We start from the raw sequence: 25,095 nt of genomic DNA on the forward strand, positions 1-25,095 counted from the left end.
CCAACAGCTCGAACGCGACCGGGTTCGTGTTCAGCGGCGGCAAGGTCTATTTCTACGCCGACGACGGCGTGCATGGCGCGAACGAGCTGTTCGTCACCGACGGCACCCCGGCGGGCACGCACTTGCTCAATGATTTCAACGGCACGGGTGGCACGAGTTACGGCTCGAACTTCGCGTTCGGCGGCAAATTCTATTTCGCGGCGTACGACGGGAATGACGGCGGCTGGCACACCTATGTCACTGACGGCACGACCGTTCACAAGATAGCGCCGGGCGACAGCAGTTCGACCGGCGGTGCGGGCAATTTCATCGCCGCCGACGCGACGCACTTCTTCTTCACCGGCGACAGCGGGCTGTTCTATTCGGACGGTACCGACGCGGGGACGCATCTGGTCGGCGACACGGCCGGGTTCGCCAACGCCAGCGTCGTCAACGGCGTGCTCTATTACCAGCATTACGATTCGACCAACGGCTACGAGCTGTGGGAATCGAACGGCACGGTCGCGGGCACGATGCGGCTGACCGACACGCAGGTCCCGAACAGTTCGAACCCGGGTAGCTTCTCGCCGATCGACAATTCGCCGCCGACGGTGGCCAACGCGGCGGCTTCCGCGATCACCGATCAACAGACCAATCATCCGTTCCAGAACGTCGTCATCGGCGACGTGGACGCACCGGCGCAGACGCTGACGGTGACGATCACCCCGGACGATCCCGCGAAGGGCGGGTTCACCGCCGCGTCACTGACCGCGTCGGGCTTCGTCGGCGGCGGGATCAACGGGTCGTACACCTTCACCGGTACGGCGGCGCAAGCCACCACGGCGATCGACGCTTTGGTCTATCAACCGACCCCCAACCGCCTTGTCGTCGGCGCGAGCGAGACAATGAACTTCACCATTGCGGTGAACGACGGCGCGGGCGGGTCGGTGGTCAACCACCTGGCCTCCATCACGCAGACCTCCGCCAACGACGCGCCGGTCGGCGCCAACGACGCCGCGGCGGTCAACGAGGACGCGACGGTTACCACGGCGACGCGCGCGGCGGGCGTGCTCGCCAACGACAGCGACGTCGACGTCGGCGAAACGCCCGGCCTTACCGTGACGGGCGCGCATGTCGGTGCGGCCGCCGACACGGCGGTCGCGACGAGCGGCAAGACCACGATCCACGGTCTGTACGGCGATCTGCACATCGCCGCCGACGGCACCTACGACTATACGCCGAACAATGCGACGGCGCAGATGCTGGCGGTCGGGCAGACCGGGACCGAGGTGTTCAGCTACACGGTGACCGACGTCCACGGCGCCAACGGCACCGCGACGCTGACCTTCACCATCGCGGGCCAGGAAGACGGACCGGTCGCGGTGGCGGATGTTCGCTCGACCCTCGAGGACGCGACCTCGTCGTCGGACACCCGCGCGGGCGGGCTACTCGGCAACGACACCGACGTCGATAATGGCGAGGCCGCCACGCTCACGATTACCGGTGCGCACTTCGGCGCGGCAGCCGACACGGTCATAGCCGCGTCCGGCAAGACGACGATCCACGGCGCCTATGGCGATTTCCACCTCGCTGCCGACGGCACCTATGATTACACGCCGAACACCGCGCTAGCCGAGGCGTTGCCGCAGGGTCAGTCGGCGAGTGATGCCTTCTCGTATACGATCGTCGATGCGCAAGGGCAGAGCTCGACCAGCAGTGTCACGTTCAATATCACCGGTACGAACGACGCACCGGTCGGTGCCAACGACAATCGCTCGGTCAACGAGGATGCGCCCGTCAGCGCCAACGCCGCGACGGGCGTGCTCGCCAACGATAGCGATGTTGACACCGGCGAAACCGCGACTCTCCGCGTGATCGGGGCGCATTTCGGTGCCGCCGCCGACACCACCGTCGCCGCATCGGGGAACACGACGATACACGGTGCCTATGGCGACCTCCACATCGCCGCCGACGGCAGCTACGATTACACGCCCAACAGCCCGGCAGCCGAAGCGCTTGCGCTCGGCCAGACCGCGAGCGACGTGTTCAGCTACACCGTCGCGGACGTGCATAACGGCACCGGCACCGCGACGCTGACGTTTAACATCACCGGCCAGAACGACGCGCCGACCGCGACACTGGCCAGCGGGATGAACGCGACCGAACAGGTGACGTACGACCTCAAGGGCAAGGTCGCGATCGGCGATGTCGACAGCGGCAACCCGATAGAGACGGTGACCCTGTCGGTCGGCTATGGGGTTCTGCACCTCGATGCCGGCACCAGCGGCGCGACGATCACCGCCAACGACGCGGCCACCGTGACGGTCAGCGGCACGATCAGCCAGCTGGCGGCATTGTTCGGCAGCGACCCGACCAGCGTGGCGACCTATTATGCCGACACCGACGCCCCGCCGGCGTCGGTCACGCTCAATGTTTCGGTGACCGACGATCACAATGCGAACGGCGCGAGCAGCGCGACGATCGTCATCACGCCGGTCGACGATCCGGCGGTGGCGATGAACGACACCAATGCGGTGATCGCCGATCAGTCGATCATGGCGGCGAGCGTGTTCGGGAACGACCATGATGTCGACGGACCGGCGCTGCAGGTCGCGACGGTCAATGGTGTTGCCGGCAACGTCGGGTCGCAGATCACGTTGCCGTCGGGCGCGTTGCTGACGCTCCGTGCCGACGGAACATACGATTACAATCCGAACCACGCCTTCGATTCGCTGACCGCGATCGGCGGCGCGACCAACCGGACCGGGACCGACAGCTTCACCTACAGCCTGGTCAACGGCAACAGCGCGACGGTGACGATCACCGTGACGGGATCGCCCAACTCGACCGCGCCCGGCTTTGGCAGCAGCGGCAACGACACGATGACGGGCACGACGCACGCCGATATGTTCGACCTGCGCCAGGGGGGCAGCGACACCGCGTCGGGGCTGGACGGCAACGACACCTTCTACATGGGCGCGGCGTGGAACGCGGGTGATGCGATCGACGGCGGCACCGGCACCGATCAGGTGATCGCGCAGGGCAATACCACGCTCACGCTCGGCGCGACCAGCCTGACCGGGGTCGAGCAAGTGACGCTGCTGACCGGTTCGGACCCGAGCTACGGCGATGTCTTCGGCTTCCCCTACAGCTACAACATCACCACCAACGACGCGAACGTCGCGGCGGGCCAGCAACTGATCGTGCAGGGCGGCTCGCTCCACGCCAACGAGACGCTGACCTTCAACGGCGCGGCGGAACTCGATGGTTCGTTCCTGGTGTATGGCGGGCTCGGCAACGACGTGCTGACCGGTGGACACCAGGCCGACACGCTTTACGGCGGCGGCGGCAACGACCAGATCGACGGCGGGGCCGGCGCGGACACGATGTATGGTGGCGCCGGCAACGACACCTTTATCGTCGACGATGCCGGCGATGTGGTGACCGAGAACGCGAATGAAGGCACCGACACGGTACTGAGTTCGGTCAGCTACGCACTGAGCGCCAATGTCGAAAACCTGACGCTGACCGGTACTGGCGACACCGCCGCAACCGGCAACGCGCTGGCCAATGTGATCACGGGCAACAGCGGGAACAACGCACTGGTCGGCGGTGGCGGCGCGGACACGCTGATCGGCGGGTTGGGCGACGACATCTATACGGTCAGCGATGCGTCGACCGTGATCGTCGAAAACGCCGGCGAAGGGAACGACACGGTGAAGTCGTCGGTGAGCTACGTGCTGACCGCGGGCGCCGAGATCGAGACCGCGCGGCTGATCGGGACGTCGAACATCGACCTGACCGGGAACGGCATCCACCAGATCCTGATTGGCAACACCGGCAACAACGTGCTCGACGGCGGGGGCGGCGGCGACCGGATGAAGGGTGGGGCGGGCGACGACACCTATGTCATCCGCAGCGCGTCGGACGTGATCGTCGAGCTCGCGGGCGACGGCGACGACACGGTGAAGGCGGCGGTGAGCTACACGCTGGGCGCGGCCGCGCAGGTCGAGCATCTGTATACGATCGACGCCTCGGCCACGACCGGGATCAACCTGACCGGCAACGATTACAGCCACGACATCCAGGGCAATGCGGGCGTGAACGTGCTGACCGGGGGTAGCGGCAACGACTCGCTGGCCGGGAACGGCGGCGCGGACACGCTGATCGGCGGGGCTGGCGACGACATCTATTCGGTGACCGATGCCGCGACCACGATCGTCGAGGCGGCCGGCGGGGGCAACGACACGGTCAAGGCGTTCGTGAGCTATACGCTGACCGCGGGGGCCGAGATCGAGACCGCGCGGCTGATTGGGAGCGCCAACCTCGACCTGACGGGGAACGAGCTCCACCAGGTGCTGATCGGCAATACCGGCAACAACACGCTCGATGGCGGCGGCGGCGGCGACCGGATGAAGGGCGGCGCGGGCGACGACACGTACATCATCCGCAGCTCGGCCGACGCGATCGTCGAGATCGCCGGCGACGGCAACGACACCGCGAAGGCGGCGGTCAGCTACACGCTAGGCGCGGCGGCGCAGGTCGAACACCTGCTCACGATCGATACGAGCGCGACGACCGCGATTAACCTGACCGGCAACGACTACAGCCACGACATCCAGGGCAATGCGGGCGCCAATGTGCTCACGGGCGGCAGTGGCAACGACGTGCTGCAGGGCTTTGCCGGCAACGACACATTGTTCGGCGGTGCTGGCGCGGACACGTTCGTGTTCGACCATGGCACGGGCCAGGACAGCGTCGGCGACTTCGTCTCGGGCACCGACAGGCTCGACCTGTCGGCGTTCGGGTTCGCGAGCTTCTCCGACGTACAGGCAGCGACGCACGACGTCGGCGGTAATGCGGTGATCGATCTCGGCGGCGGCGACACGGTCACCCTAACCGGGTTCCTCAGTTCGCAGCTCCAGTCGGGCGACGTCATCCTGTCGAACAGCAGCCAGTCGCATCCGCTGCTCAAGATCGGCAGCCTCGTTGAGCATGACGGCCACGGCCACTTCACGGACCTTATTGGTCCGATCTTGCCCTCGGCATACGAACACAGCCTTTGATCGCGGCGCCGGTCGGCAGCTGCAACCTGCCGGCTGCCGCAGCCGCGTCGCGGCTTTTTTCGCCTGACAAGTCGTGCCGTCTGGCGATGGCGCGTTCGCGGGAACCGCGACGCACATCGCTCGTTCGGCAATCCTAACGCGACAATAGTTGGAGGAAGAGGCTGTGGGAAAAGGCATCTTGTTGTGGCTATTGGGCATTCCGCTGCCCATCATCATTCTCCTGCTGCTGTTTTGGCACTGATCATGGCGACAGGATCTTACAGTCAGGTCGATCCCGACCTCTACCCAGCCAGCGCCAGTCCCGGACCATCGGTCTCCGCCGTGGCGTGGTCGGCCGTCACCGCGGGAACGGTCGCGGCCATCGCGCTGACGATCGCGCTGCTGACGCTAGGCACCGCGTTCGGGTTGGCGTCGGCGTCGCCATGGCCCGGGGTTGGGGCGCACCCCACCACGTTCACGATCGGAACGGGAATTTGGCTGATCGTCACGCAATGGGTGTCGGCTGCGGCGGGCGGCTATCTCGCCGGCCGGCTGCGGACGCGGTGGCATGGCCTGCACACCGACGAGGTGTTCTTTCGGGACACGGCGCACGGCCTGCTGACCTGGGCGACCGCGACGGTCATCATGGCAATCGTTGCCGTTGGAGCGACAGCGCTGTCTAGCCTGGCGACCGGGCCAGTCGACGTCGCGTCGTCGAAGGAGGCCGTTGACGAGGCGCGCAAGGTCGCCGCGACGTTCGCTGCCTTCACTGGCCTGTCGTTGATCGTGGGGGCTTTCATCGGCAGCGTCGCCGGCGCGATCGGCGGCCGGCTTCGTGACAGGCATCCGTAATCGGTCGGCCGGGTTCAGGCGACTGTGGCTAACGGCACCTCGCCCGAACCGCGCGGCTCGAGCGACGTCGGTCAGCTGCTGCAAGGCGTTTTCGAAGCGGACAACATTGTTCCGCCGGACACCGCGATCATTCGCCTGATGCTCGAATTGTCGCGGTCGCCCGACAGTGCCCGCCAGCAAGAGGTGGTACTTCCGACGCCCAGAAAGCGATCCTTGCTACTGCTTATGGCGAAGCGAATCCGCTTCAGGCGCCAATAGCCGCGACCAGGCGATCATCCGCCGCCAGCCCGCGCGGCGGCGACCTCGGCATAGCCACCGCAATATTTGGCGCGGGCCGGGTCGCCGCCGACTTGCGCGCCACAATAGGCCCGAGGGCCCATGACCACGTCGTGAAGAACCAGCACACGCCCGTCGTGCAACTCCACCGTCAGCTGTCCGTCGGGCCCCACCCTGACGAAGGCCGTGGAAAGGATACGGCGCCCCAGCGCCTCCGCGGGCGAATCGGTCAGCGGGCGTGGCGCGGTTCGCTCCGCGCCAGACCGGCCAGAACCTTGGACGGCCGTCCCCGAGACCGCGCCGGACATCGCGGCTTTCTGCGGCGACGGAGTGCATGCAGCGAGCAACGACGAGGCTGATAGCAGTAGGCGAAGCATCGCGCGCTCCGGAAAAAACAACACAACTCGTGATACCCGAACCATGGTCCCGTGTCATGAGCCGGGTGGCCATCGCGGTCGAGTCGACGCATCGCCGGTGTCCATGGCGCGGGACTTTCACGACGGCTGCCGTCCGGAACTGCCCAAACCGCAACTTTGAGTATGCAGCACGGTCGCCGCTCGCCCGCGCTGCTGTTATCGTTCGGATAAAAAAGATAATTTCGATACCGAACTGACCGCGCTTTGCCTCTTGACCATAGTCAACGCACCGTAAATACATAGGGTAACAAGCCAATTATCGAGTCTATGCGACGGAAGGGTGCACGGCTTGGCGCGTGCATGTCGCAATTTAGGGGGGAATATCAATGAGCACCTATAATCTCGGCGCGGGCGCGTCGCTCGACGACATGGTTTCGGGCCTGCTGAATCAGATGGCGGATACGCGCGCGTCGACTGCCGTGAAGGAAGTGGCGGCAAGCAGTGTCACGGGGGCCGACTTGAATGGCCTTACTGCCCTCCATACGGGATCCGGCCTTGCCGATTTGCCCCCGATCGCGCCGACCGTGGGCACCTCCACCGGGGTCGCTGTTCCGGAAGCGGCAACGGGTGGTGTCGCGGCCGCCAATGGTTCCGACTCGGACAGTAATCTGGATTTCGGCCCGCTCGGTGCGGGGATCGACATTCCCACCCAGGTCGGCGTGACCGACGACGACGACGTCATTGGCGGCAAGGGTTATATGGGTGGCGGCAGCGACCCGACCGGTGCGAACCCGAGCACGGGCAATATCGGCGTTTTGCTGAACCTCGGCACGAACCCGGACGGTACGCACTTCTTCACCGGCAACCGCAACATCGATGCGACGCTGATCGGTTCGAAGTGGGGTACCACCGACCTGACCTACAGCTTCCCGACCTCGGGTTCGAACTATAACGGCAACAATTACGACCCCAACGGCGTCAGCCTCTACCACGTCGACCTCGGCCCGCAGCAGCAGGCGGCGGCGCGCGCGGCTTTCGCGCAGCTGTCGGCGCTGACCGGACTGACCTTCACCGAAATCACCGACACGGACACCGTCCACGCGGACATCCGCATCTCGCAGACCGCGGACCAGGACGACGTTTCCGCCTACGGCAACTTCGCGTCCGACACCAAGGGTATGGCGGGCGACATCTGGTTCAGCCGCAACAACCAGCCGTATTACGACCTCGCCTATAAGGGTACGTGGGGCTACGCCACCATGATGCACGAGATCGGCCACACGATGGGGCTGAAGCACGGGCACCAGGATTACACCAACAGCGACTTGTCGGGCTATCTCGGGACGTTCCCGCGTTACGGCACCCAGTCGCTGACGCCGGACCGCGACGGCCAGGCCTGGTCGCTGATGACCTATACGCCGGCGCCGTTCACCAACAGCAACTTCGCCGGCGAGAAGATCAACCAGCCGCAGACGTACATGCAGTACGACGTGGCCGCGCTGCAGTATCTGTACGGCGCGAACTACAACACGCATTCCGAGGACACGACCTACACCTTCAGCCAGACCACCGGTGAGGAGTTCATCAACGGCGTCGGTCAGGGCGCGCCGGCGGGCAACAAGATCTTCATGACCATCTGGGATGGGGGCGGCAACGACACGATCGATGCCAGCAACTACACCACCGGCGTGACCATCGACCTGCGTCCGGGCGAGTTCTCCACGTTCGACCAGAACCAGCTGGCCAACAACCTGGCCTATCAGAACCTGACGAACCTGGCGCCCGGCAACATCGCCATGTCGCTGCTCTACAACAACGACACGCGCTCGCTGATCGAAAACGCCAAGGGCGGCGTCGGCAACGACATCTTCATCGGCAACACCGCGAACAACACGTTCGACGGCGGCGCCGGCAGCGATACGGTGCTCTTCACCAACCCCACGGGCGTGACCGTCGTGCTCAACAACACGGCGGCGGACGTCGTCGTGAACCACGACGGCGAGACGGACACGCTGCGCAGCATCGAGAATATCGGCGGCACCGCCGGTAACGACACGATCGTCGGCAACACTCAGAACAACACGCTGACCGGCGGTTCGGGTGGCGCGGACAGCCTGTCGGGCGGCGACGGCGACGACCGCCTCATCGGCGGCACCTTCTCGGTCGTGAACAACGCGATCATCACCAAGGCGCAGGCCACCGCGAACACGAGCGTCGGGACGGCGATCGATCCGCAGGCGCTCAACGCCTATACGTTGCTCTCCGACCCCAACACGACGAACTCGACGACGACGCCGCACGCGACGATCAATGCGACGTCGGCCGGGGGCGGGCTGGAATATTATCGCGTCGACGCCAGCGCGGGCTCGACCGCGATCTTCGATATCGACGGCAGCAGCATCGACACCTGGATCGAACTGGTCGACAGCACCGGCACCACGATCCTGGCGCAGAACGACGACAGCATCACCGATCCGGGCAGCAACACCGGCAACAGCTATCTGACCTACACCTTCGCCAGCGCGGGCACCTATTACCTGCGCGTCGGCCGGTGGACGCAGAATTCGGATACCGTCGCGCAGCCGCTGGCGGCCGGCACCACCTACACGCTCAACATGTCGCTGAGCACGGCGACGGTGAACGCCACGCCGCTGTCGGCCAGCAACACCAGCAGTGCTACCTTGAAGGGCGGCAACGGCAACGATTACCTGCAGGGCACGCTCGGCGACGACATCCTGAATGGCGGCGCCGGCAACGACACCGCGTCGTTCGTGACGGCGTTCAGCAACACTGCGACCGGCGTCACGGTCGATCTGCACACCCAAGGCGTGGCCCAGAACACGGGTGCGGCGGGTAACGACACGCTGATCGGCATCGAGAATCTGGTCGGTTCGCAATATAACGACACGCTCACCGGCGACGCCAACAACAACGTCATCGAAGGCGGCCTGGGCAACGATACGCTGGTGGGCGGCGGCGGCGTCGACACCGCGTCCTACGCCGGCGCCGCGGCGGGCGTGACCGTCAACTTGGGCGGACAGGGCTTCGCGCAAAACACGGGCAGCGCCGGTACCGACACGCTCACCGGATTCACCAACCTGCTGGGCTCTGCTTACAATGACACGCTGACCGGTGACGACAACGCAAACACCCTGTCGGGCGGCGATGGCAACGATACGCTTCTCATTGGTACGACTGCGGGCGGCGGCGCAGACCTGCTAGACGGCGGCAACGGATCGGATACGGCGTCCTTCGCGGCCTATTCGAGCGGCGGAGTAATCGCGACGCTGAATGGCGCGACGGATGGATCGGCGATCAATAATTTCGCCGGCGCGCAGGTCATCGCAACCTTGCACAGTATCGAAAACCTGACCGGGTCGCAGTATGCTGACGTCCTGACCGGTGATGCGGGCAACAATGCCATCGAAGGTGGCCTCGGTGACGACACGCTCGTCGGCGGCGGCGGCATCGATACGTTGGTGTTCAGCGGCTCGACCGCGGTGACCGTCAACCTGGCCACCACGACGGCGCAGGCCACGGGGTGGGGCAACGACACCATCTCCGGCTTCACCAACGTGCGCACCGGTTCGGGCGCGGACAACGTGACCGGCGACGGCAACGACAACACGTTCTTCGACGGCGGCGGCAACGACACCTACAACGGTGCCGGCGGCAACGACACGGTCGACTATAGCAACATCGCGACCGCGGTGACGGTCAACCTGAATACTGCAACGCAGACCGTCAGCACCAGCAACATCGACACGCTGACCAGCATCGAAAATGTGGTCGGCTCGCTGACGGCGAACAACACGTTCACCGGCAATGCCGTGGCCAACGTCTTCACCGGCGGCGCCGGGATCGACACGATCCAGGGCAACAACGGCAACGACACGATCTACGGCGGCGCCGGGAACGACATCCTGCTGGGCGGCACGAGCGCTGCGCTGGACGATGGCAGCTCCGACACGATCTATGGCGGCGCTGGCAGCGACTATATCGCCGGCGGCATGGGCAACGACTTCCTCTACGGGGGCGACGGCGACGACGTGCTCGTCGGCGGCGTCGGCAACACGTCGAAGCAATATTATTCGGGCATCGACGCGGGCATGGACACCTATGACGGCGGCGACGGCAGCGACACGGCGATCATGGTCTACGACACGACCGTCGTGCCGGTCGGGCAGACTGCCGGTATCGCGTTCGATCTCCGCAGCCTCGCCGGGAACAGCGCGATCACCTACGGCGGCGTCAACGTCGGCTCGCTGACCAGCATCGAAACCGTGATCTTCCGCGGCACCACCGCCAACGATACGGTCGGCGGCACGGGCAACGCCGATAACCTGTTCGGCGGCGCCGGCGACGACGTGCTCGACGGCTGGTACGGCAACGACCTGCTCGAAGGGGGTGCGGGCAACGACACGCTGATCGGTGGCGAAGGCGTCGATACCGCGAGCTACTCGACCGCGACCGCCGGGGTGAACGTCGATCTGCGGATCGACGGCATCGCCCAGGATACCGGCGGCGCCGGCATCGATACGCTGAGCGGCATCGAATATCTGACCGGCTCGGCCTATGGCGACACGTTGCGCGGCACAGACGACTTCAACCTGATCGTCGACAGCGGCGTCGGCGCCGGCGCCACCGCGCTCAGCCAGACCGACTCGCTGTTTGCCTACGGCGGCAACGACACCATGTTCGTAACGCGCGCCGCCGGTACCGTGGCGACCAACATCAACATGGATGGTGGCGACGGCGACGACGTGATCGAGCTGCGGTCGGGCACGCTGACCGGCTATACGGCGGCGACGCAGACCTTCGGTCTGATCGGCCAGACCTATGAGCCGCTGGGCGCGACGTCGGCCGATCGCAACCTTGATGTCGTGAATGTCACCGGCGGCAACGGCAACGATCGCATCATCCTGACCGGCGTCGCCAGCGCCACGGTCGATGCCGGGGCCGGCAACGACACCGTCAGCATCAGCATGCGCGGGGCGACCACCGTCAACAACTACAACATCACGCTCGGCGCGGGTGCCGACATCATCCAGCTCGGCGTGGGCGCGACGGCAGCGACGTCGACCGACGTGGCGGCCACCGCCCGCACCAACGTGGTGACCGACTTCCAGGTCGGCGACGCGGGGGACAAGTTCGAGATGACGAGCTTCCTGAACCTCGGACTGACCGGCTACACGGCGAACAGCAACCCGTTTGCCGACGGGCATATACGGCTGGTCCAGTCGGGCACCGACATGCTGCTGCAAACCGACCGCGACGGTGCCGGCGCGACCAACGGCTTCGTGACCATCTTCACGCTGAGCAACACCTACACCGGCGGGTTCACGGCGTATAACTTCGACGGCTTCATGGGCAATTTGACGCTGACGGGTATCGGCGCCGCCAATGAGAAGATCATCGGGGCGACCGGCAACGACACGCTGAGCGGGATGGACGGCAACGACACGCTGGTCGGGAACGACGGCGACGACGTGCTCGACGGCGGCAACGGCGCCGACCTGCTGCGCGGCGGTAACGGCAACGACACGCTCAAGGGCGGCGCGGGCAACGACACGCTGTCGGGCGGCGCCGGTGTCGACAAGTTCGTGTTCGACCATGGCACCAACCAGGACACGGTCACCGACTTCATCTCGGGCACCGATAAGCTCGACCTGTCGGCGTTCGGCTTTGCCGACTTCGCGGCGGTTCAGTCGGCGACGCACGACGACGTCAACGGCAATGCCGTGATCGACCTGGGCAGCGGCGACACCGTGACCTTGACCGGCGTGCATTCGGCCCAGCTACAATCGGGCGATGTCATCATTGCGGCCGGTCCCGCCCAGGTGGAGTCGAAGGGCGTGGATGCTTTGCAAAGTCTGCTGGGGAACGACCATATGATGGCCGGTGTCGGGGCGACTCATTTCCTCGACCATATCGGGCTGAGCGTAGTGCCGGCGTACGAGTACATGCTCTGACGGCTCGATGAAGCCGGCTATTCGATCGAGCGGCGTGCGCTAGGTTCGCACGTCGCTCGATTGGATGGCGCCATTTGTCGGTTGGCGCACGCTTCACGATGGCCGCTTCGGACCTTGATGGCCGGAGCGGCATCGTTGCGTGCCGACCTTTCGCTGTTTCGCCGATTGCCAAGCGTCGGTGACTTCGCCACGGTCGCGTCCCGATGAGGGGCACCGCCCGCCTTGCCCGAGCATTGCGGCCAGGCCATCGCTGGTTGTTGCTGGCGATGGCGTTCATGGCGCTGGCCTGCGTCGATTTCCTGGCGCTCGATACCGGACGGATCGCCGATCGTGCCGGTGATGTCCTGCTGAAGGTGAACGCGCGTCAGCGGCCGGTGTCCGACCGCGTCGTGATCGTCGATATCGACCAGCGCTCGCTCGAGGCGATGAACGACCAGGCGGGTAGCTGGCCGTGGCCACGATCGGTGCACGGCGAGCTGATCGACGCGATCGCCGTGCAGCACCCGCGCGCGATCGTGTTCGACTTGCTGTTCAACGAGCTCGACGTCTACCGCCCCGAGGACGACCGCGCGCTTGCGGACGCGGTCGCGCGGCATCCCGAAACATGGCTGGCGATGACGCTCAACCAGGACGGCCAGGGCGCGTGGATCAGTAAGATGCCGCCCGCGGTCGGCGCGATTCCGCTCAAACGGCCGCCGGTCGACGCGCGCGTGCCGCTGATGCTGCCGCTCGCGATTTTGTCGCGGCCCGAAGCGATGCGCGGCGGGTTGATAAACTTCACCCCCGACGGCGATGGTGTCGGGCGGCGCTACCCGCTCTATCTCGACCGCAACGGCTGGCGCTTCCCGTCGATGGCGGCGCGCGTCGCCGGGCGGTCGCCGCCGGGCCAATCGTCGATCCTGCTCAACTGGCGCGAAGGATGGCGGCACGTTTCCTACGCCGACATCTATCTCGACGCGCTGCGCCAGCATCCGATTCGCCCGCGCGACGAGTTCAAGGACAAGATCGTGCTGATCGGCACGTCGGCGCCGGGGCTGATGGACCTGCGCGTGACGCCGCTCGGCAGCACCTATCCGGGTGTCGAAATCCTAGCGACGGCGATCGACAATCTCGCCGCCGGCGATTGGCTGCGCGAGGTGCCGCGCCCGTGGATGCTGCCGCTGGCGCTCGCAATCCTCGCCGGTCTGGGCATCGGGTTCGCGCGCAACGTCAGTGCCAACCGGCTCGGCTATGCGATGCTCGGCCTGACCGCGATCGGCATCGCGGTCGGCTGGCTGGAACTGCGCTCGGGCTGGTTCGTGCCGCTCTACGCGCCGCTCGCGTTCGGCTGGGTGTTCTACCTCACTGCCAGCGCCATCGCCTATTTCGGCGAGCGCCGGGCGCGGCTGCGCACCGCCATCCTGTTCCGCCGCTTTCTCGACACGCGGATGGTCAACCGCCTGATCGAACGCGGCCAGGTCGATTACCGCAACGAAGCCGAACTGCGCGAGATCAGCGTATTGTTCTCCGACATTCGCGGCTTCACCTCGCTGTCGGAGGAATCGCCACCCGAAGCGGTCGTCGCGATGCTCAACGTCTACTTCTCGAAACAGGTCGACCTGATCTTCGCGCACGGCGGCACGCTCGACAAGTTCATGGGCGACGGCATCATGGCGTTCTGGGGGGCACCGGTCGCGAACCCGACCAGCGCACGCGACGCGGTGAGTGCCGCGCTGGCGATGGCCGATTCGCTCAGCGATTTGCGCGACGAACTGGGCGATCTGGGCAAGGACCTGGCGATCGGGATCGGCGTGCACACGGGCAACGCCGTGGTCGGCTTCATCGGCTCGAACGACCGGCTCGATTACACCGCGATCGGCGACACCGTGAACCTCGCCAGCCGGGTGGAAGGGCTGACCAAGGGTGTCGCGCGCATCCTGGTGACCGAGGCGACGCGCGAGGCGGCGGGCGACGCCTTCGTGTGGCGCGACTGCGGGCTGCATCAGGTGCGCGGGCGTGACCATCAGGTTCGCCTGTTCGAGCCGCTTGCGCCCAACGCGGCATAGCCCGAGGCCGCGACGCTTTTCGCCAATCCCGAACGCGCTGAAGTGTTTACGCCATACCGGTCCGCCGTGTAGGATGGCGGTGTCGGGAGGGATCCCGGCGCGAGAGGGCGAACCGGCGCATGCGCTTGAAATGGACGCTTCCGCTCCTGATGCTCGTGACGCGGCCGGCGACGGCGGCCCCCCCCGAAAGCGCGCTGGTGATCCGCGCGGGCGACCTGATGGCGCAACCGTTCATCGATGCCGCGAAGGTCGCACCGGTGACCGCGAACCAGCCGGTCGTCATCCTCCAGCGGCGCGGCGGCTGGGTCAACGTTCAGGTCGGCGGCAAGACCGGCTGGCTGCGCGCGCTCAACCTGCGGCTAGCGCCCGGCACGTCGGGATCGCTCAGCCGCTCGGCGGCCAACCTTCGCACCGGCAGCTCGGGTCAAACGGTCACCACCGGGGTGAAGGGACTCGACGAAGAGCAGATTCGCAACGCGTCGGTGGATCCCGTGCAGCTTGCGAAGCTCGCCACGCTCGCGGTGCCCGAAAGCACGGCACGCGGCACGGCGGCGCGCAAGAAGCTGGTCGAGAGCAAGGTCGACTATCTCAAGCCGGGCAAGAGCAAGGGTAAGGACAAATGAGCCCCGCCCCTCGCTTCATCCGGCGCTTCGTGGCCGTCACGGCCGGCACCGCCGTCATGCTGGCGCCCGTGCCCGTCGCCGGTCAGTCGGTCGATATCGGCAATATCCTCGGCAAGGCGCGCTCGCTCAAGAAGGTCGGCGACAGCTTCCGGCGCATCGGACAGCCCGAGGAAATCCGCATCGGCAGCGATCTTGCGGGCATGATCCTCGGCGCTGCACCGCTGATCGACGACCCCGCCGAGCAACGGTACGTCAACGATCTCGGGATGTGGCTGGCGCTGCACAGCGAACGGCCCGAACTGCCATGGAAGTTCGGCATCATCGAAAGTCCGGATTTCAACGCGCTGTCGATGCCCGGCGGCTATGTGCTGATCACGCGCGGGCTGTTCGACCGGATGCGCAGCGAATCCGAGCTGGCCGGCGTGCTCGCGCACGAAATCGCGCATGTGGTGAAGCGGCATCACATCGAAGCGCTGCAAGAGGCACTGCGTGGCCAGGGCGCCAGCGACATGCAGAAATATTTCAGCATCGGCGGCAGTGGCCTCGGCGGCACGTTCGCCTCGGCGCTGCTATCGGCGGGAAAGACGCTCTACACGCGTGGCCTCAACAAGGATGCCGAGTTCGAGGCCGACCGGATGGGCGTGGTGATCGCCGCGCGGTCGGGCTATTCGCCCTATGGGTTGATCGGCGTCCTCCAGACCCTCAGCGGCGCCCCCGCCACGCGCGAATATGCGCTCGAGCTCAAGACCCACCCGTCACCGCTCGACCGCATCGAGCGGCTCGATGCTGCGATGGGGACTCGGTTCGACGCGATGACCGGCCTGGCCGACGACGAGCCGTCGTTCCAGGCGCTGTTCGCCGCGCCGCCACCGCCGGCCGCCACGGCGCCGCAGCCGGCGAAGCGCCCGCATCGCAAGCGGCGATAGCGGTTATTCTCGTCACGTCAGGCGCCAAGCGATTCGAGATCGGCGGGGCGGTTCACGTTGATCGGAACGGGCAGGTCGAGCGAGTCGGCGTCGATGTGCCTTGCCCAGGCGCGCATCGCTCGATCCTCGCTGCCGGCAAGATAATCGTCGAGCAAATGGCTCAGACGTGCCGGCCAGAGGCCGATGACGGGGCACGACTCCACGAAGGCGGGGCCGTCGGCCGCGACGAGCGTTTCGAACACCCGCCGATCGATGAACGGCGTATCGCACGGGGCGGTCAGCACGCGGGCAAAGCCTTGCGCGTCGGCGAAGTGCAACGCCGCCGCCAGACCGCCCAGCGGGCCGAGGCCGGGCGCCGGTCGATCCGATAGCATCAGCGGGCTGCCGTCGTTCCTTCCGCACACCGCCACCCGGTCGACCCAAGGCTCCAGTGCATCGCGCACATGATCGATCAGCGCGCGGCCCTGCAGCCGCGCCATCGCCTTGTCGCTGCCGAAGCGTCGCGCCGCGCCTCCGGCCAGGATAGCTCCGAGGATCATGCCGGCACCTTGAGCATGGCGTCGGCACGCACGACCGCGCGTAGCGCCAAGCCCGCTTGTTCTGCCCGGCGAACCGCCAGCGCGGTGGGGGCGGACACGCAGGCCAGCATCGGGCAAGCCGCCAGGGCGGCTTTTTCGACCAGCTCATACGAACAGCGCGACGACAGCAACGCGAACCCGCCGTCCCAGCCGGCGCCACTACGCGCCATCGCCCCGATCAGCTTGTCGAACGCGTTGTGCCGGCCGACATCCTCGCGCACCATGACGATATCGCCCGACCGCGTGCAGCACGCCGCGGCGTGGACGGCGCGCGTCGCCTTGTTGAGCGGCTGGCACGTACCCAGCGCGGACGCGGCGGTGAATACTGCGGCGTCGTCGCCCTGCCATTGCGGGACACGCGGCAGCGGCCGCATCGCCTGCTCGAGATTTTCGATCCCGCAGATGCCGCACGACGAGTCCGAGGTGCGATGGCGCGTTCGTGCCACGATGCGATCGGCGACGTGATCGGCCAGCGTCAAGCGCAGGATGATGCCGTCGGGGACGTCATGAATGTCTGCGTCGATGAGATCGTCGGCCCGGTCGATCAATCTTTCGCTCCGGCAGAAACCATAGCCCAGATCGACCAGGTCGGCGGGCGTCGCCATCAGCACGGCGTACCCGATGCCGTTGAGCTCGATCGCGACCGGGCATTCTTGCGCGAGGATGCGATCTTCGACCTTCCTGTCGCCCACTGCCGCGATCCGTTCCACCGCAATGGCGCACGTCGCGCGGTCGGGCGCGCCGCCAATCAGGGCTCGAGCCTCTGGGACATTTGCCCGTGCATGTCGGCCTCAACGTGTGCACCGCGACGGAGTTGCCATCAACCCGATTGAGCAGGCCATAGCGTAAGCGTCGCGCCGATCGTGGGCTCGGCCGACGCACCGACAAAAATACGCCGCGATAAGTGAACATGCGCTGCTCTCCCTGCGTTGGCGCAGTGGCGTCGGGTCGTTAGGCTAGCTGGGCTTAACCCAGGTGAATGCTGGCCGGCCCTTTGGGGCAATAACATTGTCCGACTCCGCGGTGTCCGACCGAAAGGTATGCTCGATGGCCGACGAAGAAGAGACCGTTCATTACGATGGCGCCGAGGGCGGCTGGGGCTCGCTTCGCGGGATCGTCGAAACCGCGTGGCGCGAACGCTCGACGCCCGCCGCGCTCAACACGCTACGGCGACAGAACAAGGTCAAGGGGTTCATGTGCGTGTCGTGCGCCTGGACCAAGCCGGCGCACCCGCACACGTTCGAATTCTGCGAAAACGGCGCCAAGGCGACGTTGTGGGAACTGACCACGCGGCGCTGCACGCCCGATTTCTTCGCCAAGCACACGGTCACCGAGCTCAAGACGTGGAAGGATCATGATCTCGAGCAGCAGGGCCGGCTGACGCACCCGATGCGCTTCGACCATGCCAGCGACACCTATGTTCCCTGCTCGTGGGAGGAAGCGTTCGAAGGCATCGGTCGTGAATTGAAGGCGATCGATCCAGGGTCGGCGGTGTTCTACGCCTCGGGCCGCGCCAGCCTCGAGACGAGCTACCTCTACGCTTTGTTCGCGCGGCTCTATGGCCACAACAACCTGCCCGACAGTTCGAACATGTGTCACGAGACGACCTCGGTCGCCTTGAAGAAGGTGATCGGGTCGCCGGTCGGCACGTGCGTGCTCAACGATTTCCACCTGTGCGACGCGATGTTCTTCTTCGGCCAGAACCCCGGGACCAACAGCCCGCGGCTGCTCCACCCGCTCCAGGAAGCGGTGCGCCGCGGGGTCAAGATCGTCACCTTCAATCCGATCCGCGAAAAGGGCCTGGAGGTGTTTAAGAACCCGCAAAGCCCGACCGAGATGCTGACGCCCAAGGAGACTAAGATCTCGACGCTCTATCTTCAGGTCAAATCGGGCGGCGACATCGCGGCGATCATGGGGATGATCAAGCATGTGCTCGCCGCCGAGGAGAAGAAATGGGCGGAGGAGAAGCTCCACGTCCTCGATGTCGATTTCATCAAGCAGCACACGATCGGGTTCGAGGAGGTCAAGGCCAAGGCCGATGCGACGAGCTGGGACGAGATCGAGCGCGAGAGCGGCCTGGCGCGCGCCGATATCGAAGCGGCGGCGCAAATCTACATCGAGGCCGAACGCTCGATCTGCCTGTACGGCATGGGCCTCACCCAGCACGTGCACGGCTTCGACAGTCTTGCGATGCTGACCAACCTCTGGCTGCTCAAGGGCAATATCGGCCGCGACGGTGCCGGCATCTCGCCGGTGCGCGGTCATTCCAACGTGCAAGGCCAGCGTACCGTCGGCATTTCCGAAAAACCCGAACTCGTCCCGCTCGACAAATATGCCGAGCAGTTCGGGTTCGAGCCGCCGCGCGAAGAGGGGATGAACACCGTCAAGGCGTGCGAAGGCATCCTGTCGGGCGAGGTCAAGGCGTTCGTCAGTCTGGGCGGCAATTTCGTCCGCGCGATCCCCGAGCGCGAGAAGATGGAGGCCGCGTGGAGCAACATGCGGCTGACCGTCCAGATCGCGACCAAGCTCAACCGCAGCCACCTGATCAACGGCGAGGTCGCGTACCTGCTTCCGTGCCTCGGCCGGTCCGAGGAGGACAGGCAGGAAAGCGGCGCGCAGGCGGTGACGATGGAGGATTCGCTGTCGTGCATCCACGGCTCGCTCGGCAAGAACAAGCCGGCGTCGAAGGATCTCAAATCCGAAGTCGCGATCGTCGCGGGGATCGCCAAGGCGACCTTGCCGCCCAACCCCAAGGTCGACTGGGATGGCTGGACCGCCGACTATGCCAAGGTCCGCGACTTGATCGAGCAAACCTATCCCGAGCAATTCCACGACTTCAACGACCGGGTGTTTACGCCGGGCGGGTTCTACCGCGGCAATGCGGCGCGCGAACGTGTGTGGAAGACCGAGAGCGGCAAGGCGCAATTCACCGTGCCCAAGACGATGCGATCGATCGGGTTCGCGGACAAGGAAGGCCGCTATCGCCTGATCACCTTGCGGTCGAACGACCAGTTCAACACGACGATCTACGGCTATTCGGACCGCCTGCGCGGGATCGAGGGCACGCGCGACGTCGTGCTGATGAACCCGGAGGATATCGCTGCGGCGGGGCTGTCCAAGGGTCAGGTCATCGCGCTGGCCAGCGACGCGGACGATGGTGTCGACCGCCGGGTCGGCGGGCTGACGGTCACGCCGTTCCTGCTGCCGCGCGGCTGCATCGGGGCCTATTATCCCGAAATGAACCCGCTGATCCCGCTCTGGTACCACGACGAGGAGTCGAAAACGCCCGCGGCCAAGGGCGTGCCGGTGCGGATCGTCGCCTGAATGGCGCGCGGGCCGGCTATCCTACTGGTCGCCGCGTGCCTGGGCGGGTGCACCAACGAAGCGCGCACGCTGGGCCCGTCGCTTCCGCAGACCCGCCCGGTGGGTGACGACGACCCGCGGATTACGGCGTACCAGGACAATTATAACCAGGTGTCGCAGGGCGGACGTTATTTCTCCTGGTATGGCTGTTCGGGCTGCCACACTGAGAATGCGAAGGGCGCCGCGAATTTGCCCGACGGGCGCTGGCGATATGGCGGCGGGTTCGCTCAGGTGTTCGGATCGATCGCCGACCGGCACGGCCGGCTGGCTTACGGATCGCGCGTTCCGATCGAGCAATTGTGGCAACTGACGGCCTACGTCCGCGACTTGCCGCAGCATTACCCCGAGAAGCGCCGCCGCGTTCAGAAGGACGCGCAGGCCGAGCCGCAGGGGTTGACCTGGTCGGGGCCGCAATGAAGCGCTCGGTCCTCCTGCCGCTCTTCCTGCTCAACGGGTGCGTCGGCATCCAGTCGCCGCTCGCGCCCGCCGGCGATCAGGCAAGTGCGCTCCACCAATTGCTGGTGCTGATGACGGTCGTTTGCGGCGCGGTCTATCTGATCGTGCTCGGCGGGATCGGTTGGGGCCTGTGGCGCGCGCGGCGGCGGATTCGGTCGGGTGACGAGCAAGCCGCGAACGATCAGGTGCTCGACCGCGGATTGTGGGTAACCGCGGGCGTGATCGTCGTCGGCCTGACGGTGCTGATCGTCGGCAGCTTCGTCGCCGATCGCGCGCTGTTCGTGTCGCGCAGCCAGGAAACGCTCGAGATACGGATCACCGGCCATCAATGGTGGTGGCGGATCGAATATCGCGATCCGGCGAGCGGCCGCTGGATCGAGACCGCGAACGAGCTTCATTTGCCCCGCGGGCGCACCGCGCGCGTGCTGCTCGGCTCGGCGGACGTCATCCACAGCTTCTGGGTGCCCAATGTCGCCGGCAAGATCGACATGGTGCCCGGACGCCGCAACGTCGTCGACCTTACGCCGCGCACCGACGGCTGGTTTCGTGGCCAGTGCGCCGAATTCTGCGGGGCGCAGCACGCGCACATGGCGTTCGACGTCAAGGTCGAGAGCCCAGCCGTGTTCGACGCGTGGCTGGCGGCGCAAGCTGCCAACGCCACCGCGCCCGCCGACGCGGCGGCTGCGCGCGGCCAAGCGGTGTTCGCGGGTCCCTGCGCCGAATGCCATGTCGTGCGCGGCACCGGCGCGGCCGGGCGCGCCGGGCCCGACCTAACGCATTTCGCTTCGCGGCGTTCGATCGCGGCGGGAACGCTGACGATGTCGCGTGGCGGGGTGCAGGGCTGGGTGGCGCAGCCGCAGGGGGTCAAGCCGGGCACATCGATGCCGACCGTGGTCCTCGCCCCAGCGGATCTCAATGCGGTCTCCCGCTATCTGATGACGCTCAAATGACCCCCGACCGGAACCAGATCGAGCGGCTGTCGCTCACGTGGCGCGATGCGCCGGGGCTGTGGGGCTTCCTGACCACGGTCGATCACAAAAGGATTGCCGCGCGCTACGTCGTGACCGCGCTGTTGCTGCTGTTCCTCGCCGGCATGGTGGCGGTCGACATGCGCTTCCAGCTGGCGATCCCCGAAAACACGCGGATGACGCCGCAGGTCTTCAACGAAGCCTTCTCGCTGCATGGCTCGACGATGCTGTTCCTCGTGTCGGTGCCGCTGATGGAAGCGATGGCGCTGTGGCTCGTCCCGCTGATGCTCGGCGCGCGCAACATGGCGTTCCCGCGGCTCGGCGCGTTCAGTTTCTGGCTCTATCTGGGCGGCGTGCTGACGCTGTGGATCGCGCATGTGATGGACATCACGCCCGATCTCGGCTGGTTCGAATATCCCCCGCTCGCCGGGCCGACCTATTCTCCCGGCCACCGTGCCGACATCTGGGCGCAGATGATCACCTTCACCGAAGTCGCGGCGCTCGCCGCCTCGGTCAACGTCGCCGCGACGATCCTCAAGATGCGTCCGCCGGGAATGACGCTGGCGCGGATGCCGGTGTTCCTGTGGGCGATGCTGATCGCGTCGATCATGACGATCCTGTCGATGCCGGCGATCATGCTGGTGACCTCGATGCTGATTGCCGACCGGATGGTCTCGACGCATTTCTTCTCGCCCGCGGGCGGCGGCGACGTGATTCTGTTCCAGCACCTCTTCTGGTTCTTCGGTCACCCTGAGGTCTACATCATCTTCATACCCGCCACGGGGTTCGTGTCGTCGATCGTCGAGACCTTCTCGCGCCGCAAGCTGTTCGGGCACAGCGTGCTCGTCCTGTCGATCATCGCGATCTGCGCGCTCGCGTTCGGGTTGTGGGTCCACCACATGTTCGCGGTCGGGTTGCCGCGGCTCGGCAACGATTTCTATACCGCGGCGAGCATGGCGATCGCGGTTCCGGCGGGGCTGCAGATCTTCTGCTGGACCGCAACGATGTGGAACGGGCGGCCGTGGCTCGCGACGCCGATGCTGTGGGTGATCGGGTTCATCGCGACCTTCGTGATCGGCGGGCTGTCGGGGGTGATGACTGCGTCGGCAGCGCTCGACCTGCAACTGACCGACACCTATTTCATCGTCGCGCACCTGCACTACGTCCTGATCGGCGGCGCGCTATTCCCGTTGTTCGGCGCGTTCTGCTACTGGTACCCGAAGGCGACGGGCAGATTGATGTCCGAAGGATGGGGCCGCATTGCGTTCGGCCTGATCGTCGGCGGGTTCAACCTCGGCTTCTTTCCGATGCACTTCCTCGGGCTGATGGGGATGCCGCGGCGAGTCTATACCTACCCCGCCGGGATGGGGTGGGACACGCTCAACCAGGTCGCGACGGCGGGGAGCGTCATCGCGGTCTTGGGCGGGCTGGTGTTCGTCGGCAATGCGGTGATCAGCTACTGGCGCGGCAAGCCGTCGGGCGCCGACCCGTGGCGCGGATCGACGCTCGAATGGGCGAGCGAGTCGCCGCCGCCGCCCTGGAACATCGCCTATACGCCGGTGGTCGACAGCCTGACGCCGATGTGGGACGACCGGCCTGCGTTGCGTGCGATGGACGGGCTGTCGGCCGATATGCGCGAAGTGCTGGTGACGTCGGTCACCGATGCGGCGCCGCTCTATCGCCAGAAGAGCGTCGAACCATCGGTCTGGCCGCTGGTCACCGCGCTCGCCGTGTCGGCGATGTTCATCGGCAGCATCTTCACGCCCTGGGCGATCGTGGCAGGCGCAATCCCGATCGGCGCGGCGCTGACCGGCTGGTTCTGGCCGGCGCCCCGGCCCGAGGCCGGCTCGCAGCGGGAGGCATCATGACGGCGCCGCGCGAATTCGAGCTGGTCGGCGACCTGAAGAGCCTGCCCGTCAGCGAGACCGGCGCGCGCCACCTCGTGTGGTGGGGCAATATCGGCTTCATGGTGATCGAGGGCACGGGGTTCCTGCTCGCCGCAGCGGCGTATCTCTATCTGATGACTCAAGCGCCGGCGTGGCCGCCCAAGGGCGATCCGCTGCCCGGGCTCACGTGGAGCGGTGTCCTGACTGCGATGCTGTTGCTCAGCGAGATTCCGAACCTGTGGGTGCTGCGTTGCGCGCGCGCCAAGAAGTTGGCGGGGGTGCGCTGGGGCGTGCTCGCGATGGCAGTGATCGGCGTGCTCATCCTGATCCCGCGCGGGCTCGAGTTCGCGACCATCGGCCCGCCTTGGTACGCGGACGGCTACGGGTCGATCCTGTGGGCGCTGCTGATCCTCCACACGACGCACATCGTCACCGACCTGGGCGATACGATCGTGATCAGCGCGTGGCTGTTCACGCATCATGTCGACGACGACCGCTTCGCCGATGTCGAAGACAATTCGAACTATTGGACCTTCGTCGTGCTGGTCTGGGTGCCGATCTATGCCCTGATCTATTGGGCGCCGAGGCTGGCATGAGCATCCGCGGGCGTGCCTGGACCGCATTGCTGCTGCCGCCGGTCAGCTGGTTCGTGTTCGAACAAGGGCTGTCGACCCTGCTCCATGCCGATTGCACGCAATGGGGCATCGGCTTGGCCTGGGGCATCGTCAGCTTGACCCTGTGCGGCGTCGCGTTCCGCATCGCCTGGCCGTTGCGGCAGCCGCGCGAAGGCCTAGCCGACATCTGGCTCGCGCGGCTGGCGCTGGTGACGGCGGGGCTGTTCGCGCTCGCCATCGCGTTTCAGACGCTGGCGATTTCGATGGTGCCGGCATGCCTGCGCTGAGGTGGCCGGCGGGGCTGGCGCTCGGCCTCGGCCCGGCGGGCGCCGCATGGGCGCACGATACCGGCGCCAGCCATCAGGAGCCGCCCGGTTGGACCTTGGATCCATGGATCGTCGTTCCGTTGCTGATCGTGCTCGCGTTATTTGCGATCGGTTGGAAGCGGCTGAGCGCGCGAGCGAACCTAGGCGCCGACCGCCTCGCGCATCGGGCACGGCTGTTCGGTGCCGGGTGGCTGGTGCTCGCCGCCGCGCTGGTTTCCCCGCTCCACGAAGCAGGCGAGCGGTCGTTCGCCGCGCACATGTTCGAGCACGAACTGATCATGCTTGCCGCCGCGCCGTTGCTGGTCCTGTCGGAACCGCTGGCGATCATGCTCTGGGCGTTTCCTGCGGGCGGGCGCCGCGGTATCGGCGCGGTCACCACTGCACGGCTGGTTCAGGCGACGTGGCACTTCCTGTCCGCGCCGCTCGTCGCCACGCTGGTGCAGGCCGCTGCCTTGTGGCTGTGGCATGCGCCCCCGCTGTTCGATCTCGCGCTGGCGAGCGACGGCTGGCACGCCGCGCAGCATCTGTCGTTCCTGGTCAGCGCCCTGTTCTTCTGGAGTGCGATGCTGAGCCGGCGCACCCCTGTCGGCGTGGCGGCGCTGTGCCTCGTCGCGACCTCGGTGGTGTCGGGCGCGCTCGGGGCGCTGATGGCGTTAGCGACCAGCCCCTGGTATGCCGGCTATGCGCGGCTCGGCCTGTCGCCTTATGGCCTGACCCCGGCCGAGGACCAGCAAGTCGCGGGGCTGTTGATGTGGGTGCCCGGCGGGCTCGTCCACGCGGGCGCCGCGCTTCTCGTCATGCGCCGTTTGTTGAGGCCTGCTCATGCCTAG

16 protein-coding genes are annotated in these 25,095 nt (G+C 66.3%); 13 read left to right on the forward strand and 3 right to left on the reverse strand.

Annotated features, from left to right (window positions below; all coding sequences use genetic code 11):
• Both E7773_RS14680 and E7773_RS14685 read left to right on the forward strand, forming a co-directional pair.
• Window positions 1–5,045, forward strand: a 5,045-nt coding sequence (locus E7773_RS14680; protein WP_293992747.1) for an Ig-like domain-containing protein, incomplete at its 5' end; no start/stop codon positions are given.
• A 243-nt stretch (window positions 5,046–5,288) separates the two neighbouring features.
• The gene (locus E7773_RS14685; protein ID WP_293992749.1) at window positions 5,289–5,876 is read left to right on the forward strand and encodes a hypothetical protein; all 588 of its coding nucleotides are present in this window, start codon (window positions 5,289–5,291) and stop codon (window positions 5,874–5,876) included.
• A 272-nt stretch (window positions 5,877–6,148) separates the two neighbouring features.
• On the opposite strand, the gene E7773_RS14690 is transcribed toward E7773_RS14685, so the two are convergent.
• Window positions 6,149–6,325, reverse strand: coding sequence for a hypothetical protein (locus E7773_RS14690; protein WP_293992751.1), 177 nt, complete (start codon window positions 6,323–6,325; stop codon window positions 6,149–6,151).
• 569 nt (window positions 6,326–6,894) lie between these two features.
• Here E7773_RS14690 and E7773_RS14695 point away from each other — a divergent pair.
• From E7773_RS14695 to E7773_RS14710, 4 genes are all read left to right on the forward strand, one after another.
• On the forward strand, window positions 6,895–12,480 hold the full coding sequence (locus E7773_RS14695; protein ID WP_293992753.1) for a M10 family metallopeptidase C-terminal domain-containing protein: 5,586 nt from the start codon (window positions 6,895–6,897) through the stop codon (window positions 12,478–12,480).
• A 266-nt stretch (window positions 12,481–12,746) separates the two neighbouring features.
• Window positions 12,747–14,525 carry an adenylate/guanylate cyclase domain-containing protein gene (locus tag E7773_RS14700; protein WP_293992811.1) on the forward strand — a complete coding sequence of 593 codons (1,779 nt, stop codon included), beginning with the start codon at window positions 12,747–12,749 and terminating at the stop codon, window positions 14,523–14,525.
• A gap of 119 nt (window positions 14,526–14,644) precedes the next feature.
• A complete protein-coding gene (locus E7773_RS14705; protein WP_293992755.1) occupies window positions 14,645–15,148 on the forward strand; it encodes a hypothetical protein in 504 nt (167 codons plus the stop codon).
• Complete coding sequence (locus tag E7773_RS14710) at window positions 15,145–16,074, forward strand: M48 family metalloprotease (protein ID WP_293992757.1); 930 nt, start codon at window positions 15,145–15,147, stop codon at window positions 16,072–16,074. Before E7773_RS14705 ends, E7773_RS14710 begins: the two co-directional genes overlap by 4 nt.
• A gap of 17 nt (window positions 16,075–16,091) precedes the next feature.
• On the opposite strand, the gene E7773_RS14715 is transcribed toward E7773_RS14710, so the two are convergent.
• Window positions 16,092–16,613, reverse strand: a complete 522-nt coding sequence (locus E7773_RS14715) for a molybdenum cofactor guanylyltransferase (protein ID WP_293992759.1) — start codon at window positions 16,611–16,613, stop codon at window positions 16,092–16,094.
• On the reverse strand, window positions 16,610–17,362 hold the full coding sequence (gene fdhD, locus E7773_RS14720) for a formate dehydrogenase accessory sulfurtransferase FdhD (protein WP_293992761.1): 753 nt from the start codon (window positions 17,360–17,362) through the stop codon (window positions 16,610–16,612). Before fdhD ends, E7773_RS14715 begins: the two co-directional genes overlap by 4 nt.
• A 337-nt stretch (window positions 17,363–17,699) precedes the next feature.
• Here fdhD and E7773_RS14725 point away from each other — a divergent pair, with 337 nt between their 5' ends.
• From E7773_RS14725 to E7773_RS14755, 7 genes are read left to right on the forward strand one after another with little or no spacing between them, the layout of a single operon-like run.
• Window positions 17,700–19,976, forward strand: coding sequence for an FdhF/YdeP family oxidoreductase (locus E7773_RS14725; protein WP_293992763.1), 2,277 nt, complete (start codon window positions 17,700–17,702; stop codon window positions 19,974–19,976).
• On the forward strand, window positions 19,977–20,432 hold the full coding sequence (locus E7773_RS14730; protein ID WP_293992765.1) for a hypothetical protein: 456 nt from the start codon (window positions 19,977–19,979) through the stop codon (window positions 20,430–20,432).
• The gene (gene coxB / locus E7773_RS14735; RefSeq protein ID WP_293992767.1) at window positions 20,429–21,421 is read left to right on the forward strand and encodes a cytochrome c oxidase subunit II; all 993 of its coding nucleotides are present in this window, start codon (window positions 20,429–20,431) and stop codon (window positions 21,419–21,421) included. The genes E7773_RS14730 and coxB overlap by 4 nt, the downstream gene beginning before the upstream one ends.
• Window positions 21,418–23,307, forward strand: coding sequence for a cbb3-type cytochrome c oxidase subunit I (locus E7773_RS14740; protein WP_293992769.1), 1,890 nt, complete (start codon window positions 21,418–21,420; stop codon window positions 23,305–23,307). Before coxB ends, E7773_RS14740 begins: the two co-directional genes overlap by 4 nt.
• Window positions 23,304–23,921 carry a cytochrome c oxidase subunit 3 gene (locus tag E7773_RS14745; protein ID WP_293992771.1) on the forward strand — a complete coding sequence of 206 codons (618 nt, stop codon included), beginning with the start codon at window positions 23,304–23,306 and terminating at the stop codon, window positions 23,919–23,921. The genes E7773_RS14740 and E7773_RS14745 overlap by 4 nt, the downstream gene beginning before the upstream one ends.
• Entirely contained in the window at window positions 23,918–24,226 is a 309-nt protein-coding gene (locus E7773_RS14750; RefSeq protein WP_293992773.1) for a hypothetical protein, read from the forward strand. Before E7773_RS14745 ends, E7773_RS14750 begins: the two co-directional genes overlap by 4 nt.
• Entirely contained in the window at window positions 24,214–25,095 is an 882-nt protein-coding gene (locus tag E7773_RS14755) for a cytochrome c oxidase assembly protein (protein ID WP_293992775.1), read from the forward strand. Before E7773_RS14750 ends, E7773_RS14755 begins: the two co-directional genes overlap by 13 nt.

Source organism: Sphingomonas sp., assembly GCF_004799495.1.
In the GTDB taxonomy this organism is placed as follows: Bacteria; Pseudomonadota; Alphaproteobacteria; order Sphingomonadales; family Sphingomonadaceae; genus Sphingomonas.

What these genes read in the sequence shown, in the direction of transcription:
- E7773_RS14685 (WP_293992749.1), top strand. Translation starts at nt 5,289, where the DNA reads ATGGCGACAGGATCTTACAGTCAGGTCGATCCCGACCTCTACCCAGCC.
- E7773_RS14695 (WP_293992753.1), top strand. Translation starts at nt 6,895, where the DNA reads ATGAGCACCTATAATCTCGGCGCGGGCGCGTCGCTCGACGACATGGTT.
- E7773_RS14700 (WP_293992811.1), top strand. Translation starts at nt 12,747, where the DNA reads ATGGCGTTCATGGCGCTGGCCTGCGTCGATTTCCTGGCGCTCGATACC.
- E7773_RS14705 (WP_293992755.1), top strand. Translation starts at nt 14,645, where the DNA reads ATGCGCTTGAAATGGACGCTTCCGCTCCTGATGCTCGTGACGCGGCCG.
- E7773_RS14710 (WP_293992757.1), top strand. Translation starts at nt 15,145, where the DNA reads ATGAGCCCCGCCCCTCGCTTCATCCGGCGCTTCGTGGCCGTCACGGCC.
- E7773_RS14715 (WP_293992759.1), bottom strand. Translation starts at nt 16,613, where the DNA reads ATGATCCTCGGAGCTATCCTGGCCGGAGGCGCGGCGCGACGCTTCGGC.
- E7773_RS14725 (WP_293992763.1), top strand. Translation starts at nt 17,700, where the DNA reads ATGGCCGACGAAGAAGAGACCGTTCATTACGATGGCGCCGAGGGCGGC.
- E7773_RS14730 (WP_293992765.1), top strand. Translation starts at nt 19,977, where the DNA reads ATGGCGCGCGGGCCGGCTATCCTACTGGTCGCCGCGTGCCTGGGCGGG.
- coxB (WP_293992767.1), top strand. Translation starts at nt 20,429, where the DNA reads ATGAAGCGCTCGGTCCTCCTGCCGCTCTTCCTGCTCAACGGGTGCGTC.
- E7773_RS14740 (WP_293992769.1), top strand. Translation starts at nt 21,418, where the DNA reads ATGACCCCCGACCGGAACCAGATCGAGCGGCTGTCGCTCACGTGGCGC.
- E7773_RS14745 (WP_293992771.1), top strand. Translation starts at nt 23,304, where the DNA reads ATGACGGCGCCGCGCGAATTCGAGCTGGTCGGCGACCTGAAGAGCCTG.
- E7773_RS14750 (WP_293992773.1), top strand. Translation starts at nt 23,918, where the DNA reads ATGAGCATCCGCGGGCGTGCCTGGACCGCATTGCTGCTGCCGCCGGTC.
- E7773_RS14755 (WP_293992775.1), top strand. Translation starts at nt 24,214, where the DNA reads ATGCCTGCGCTGAGGTGGCCGGCGGGGCTGGCGCTCGGCCTCGGCCCG.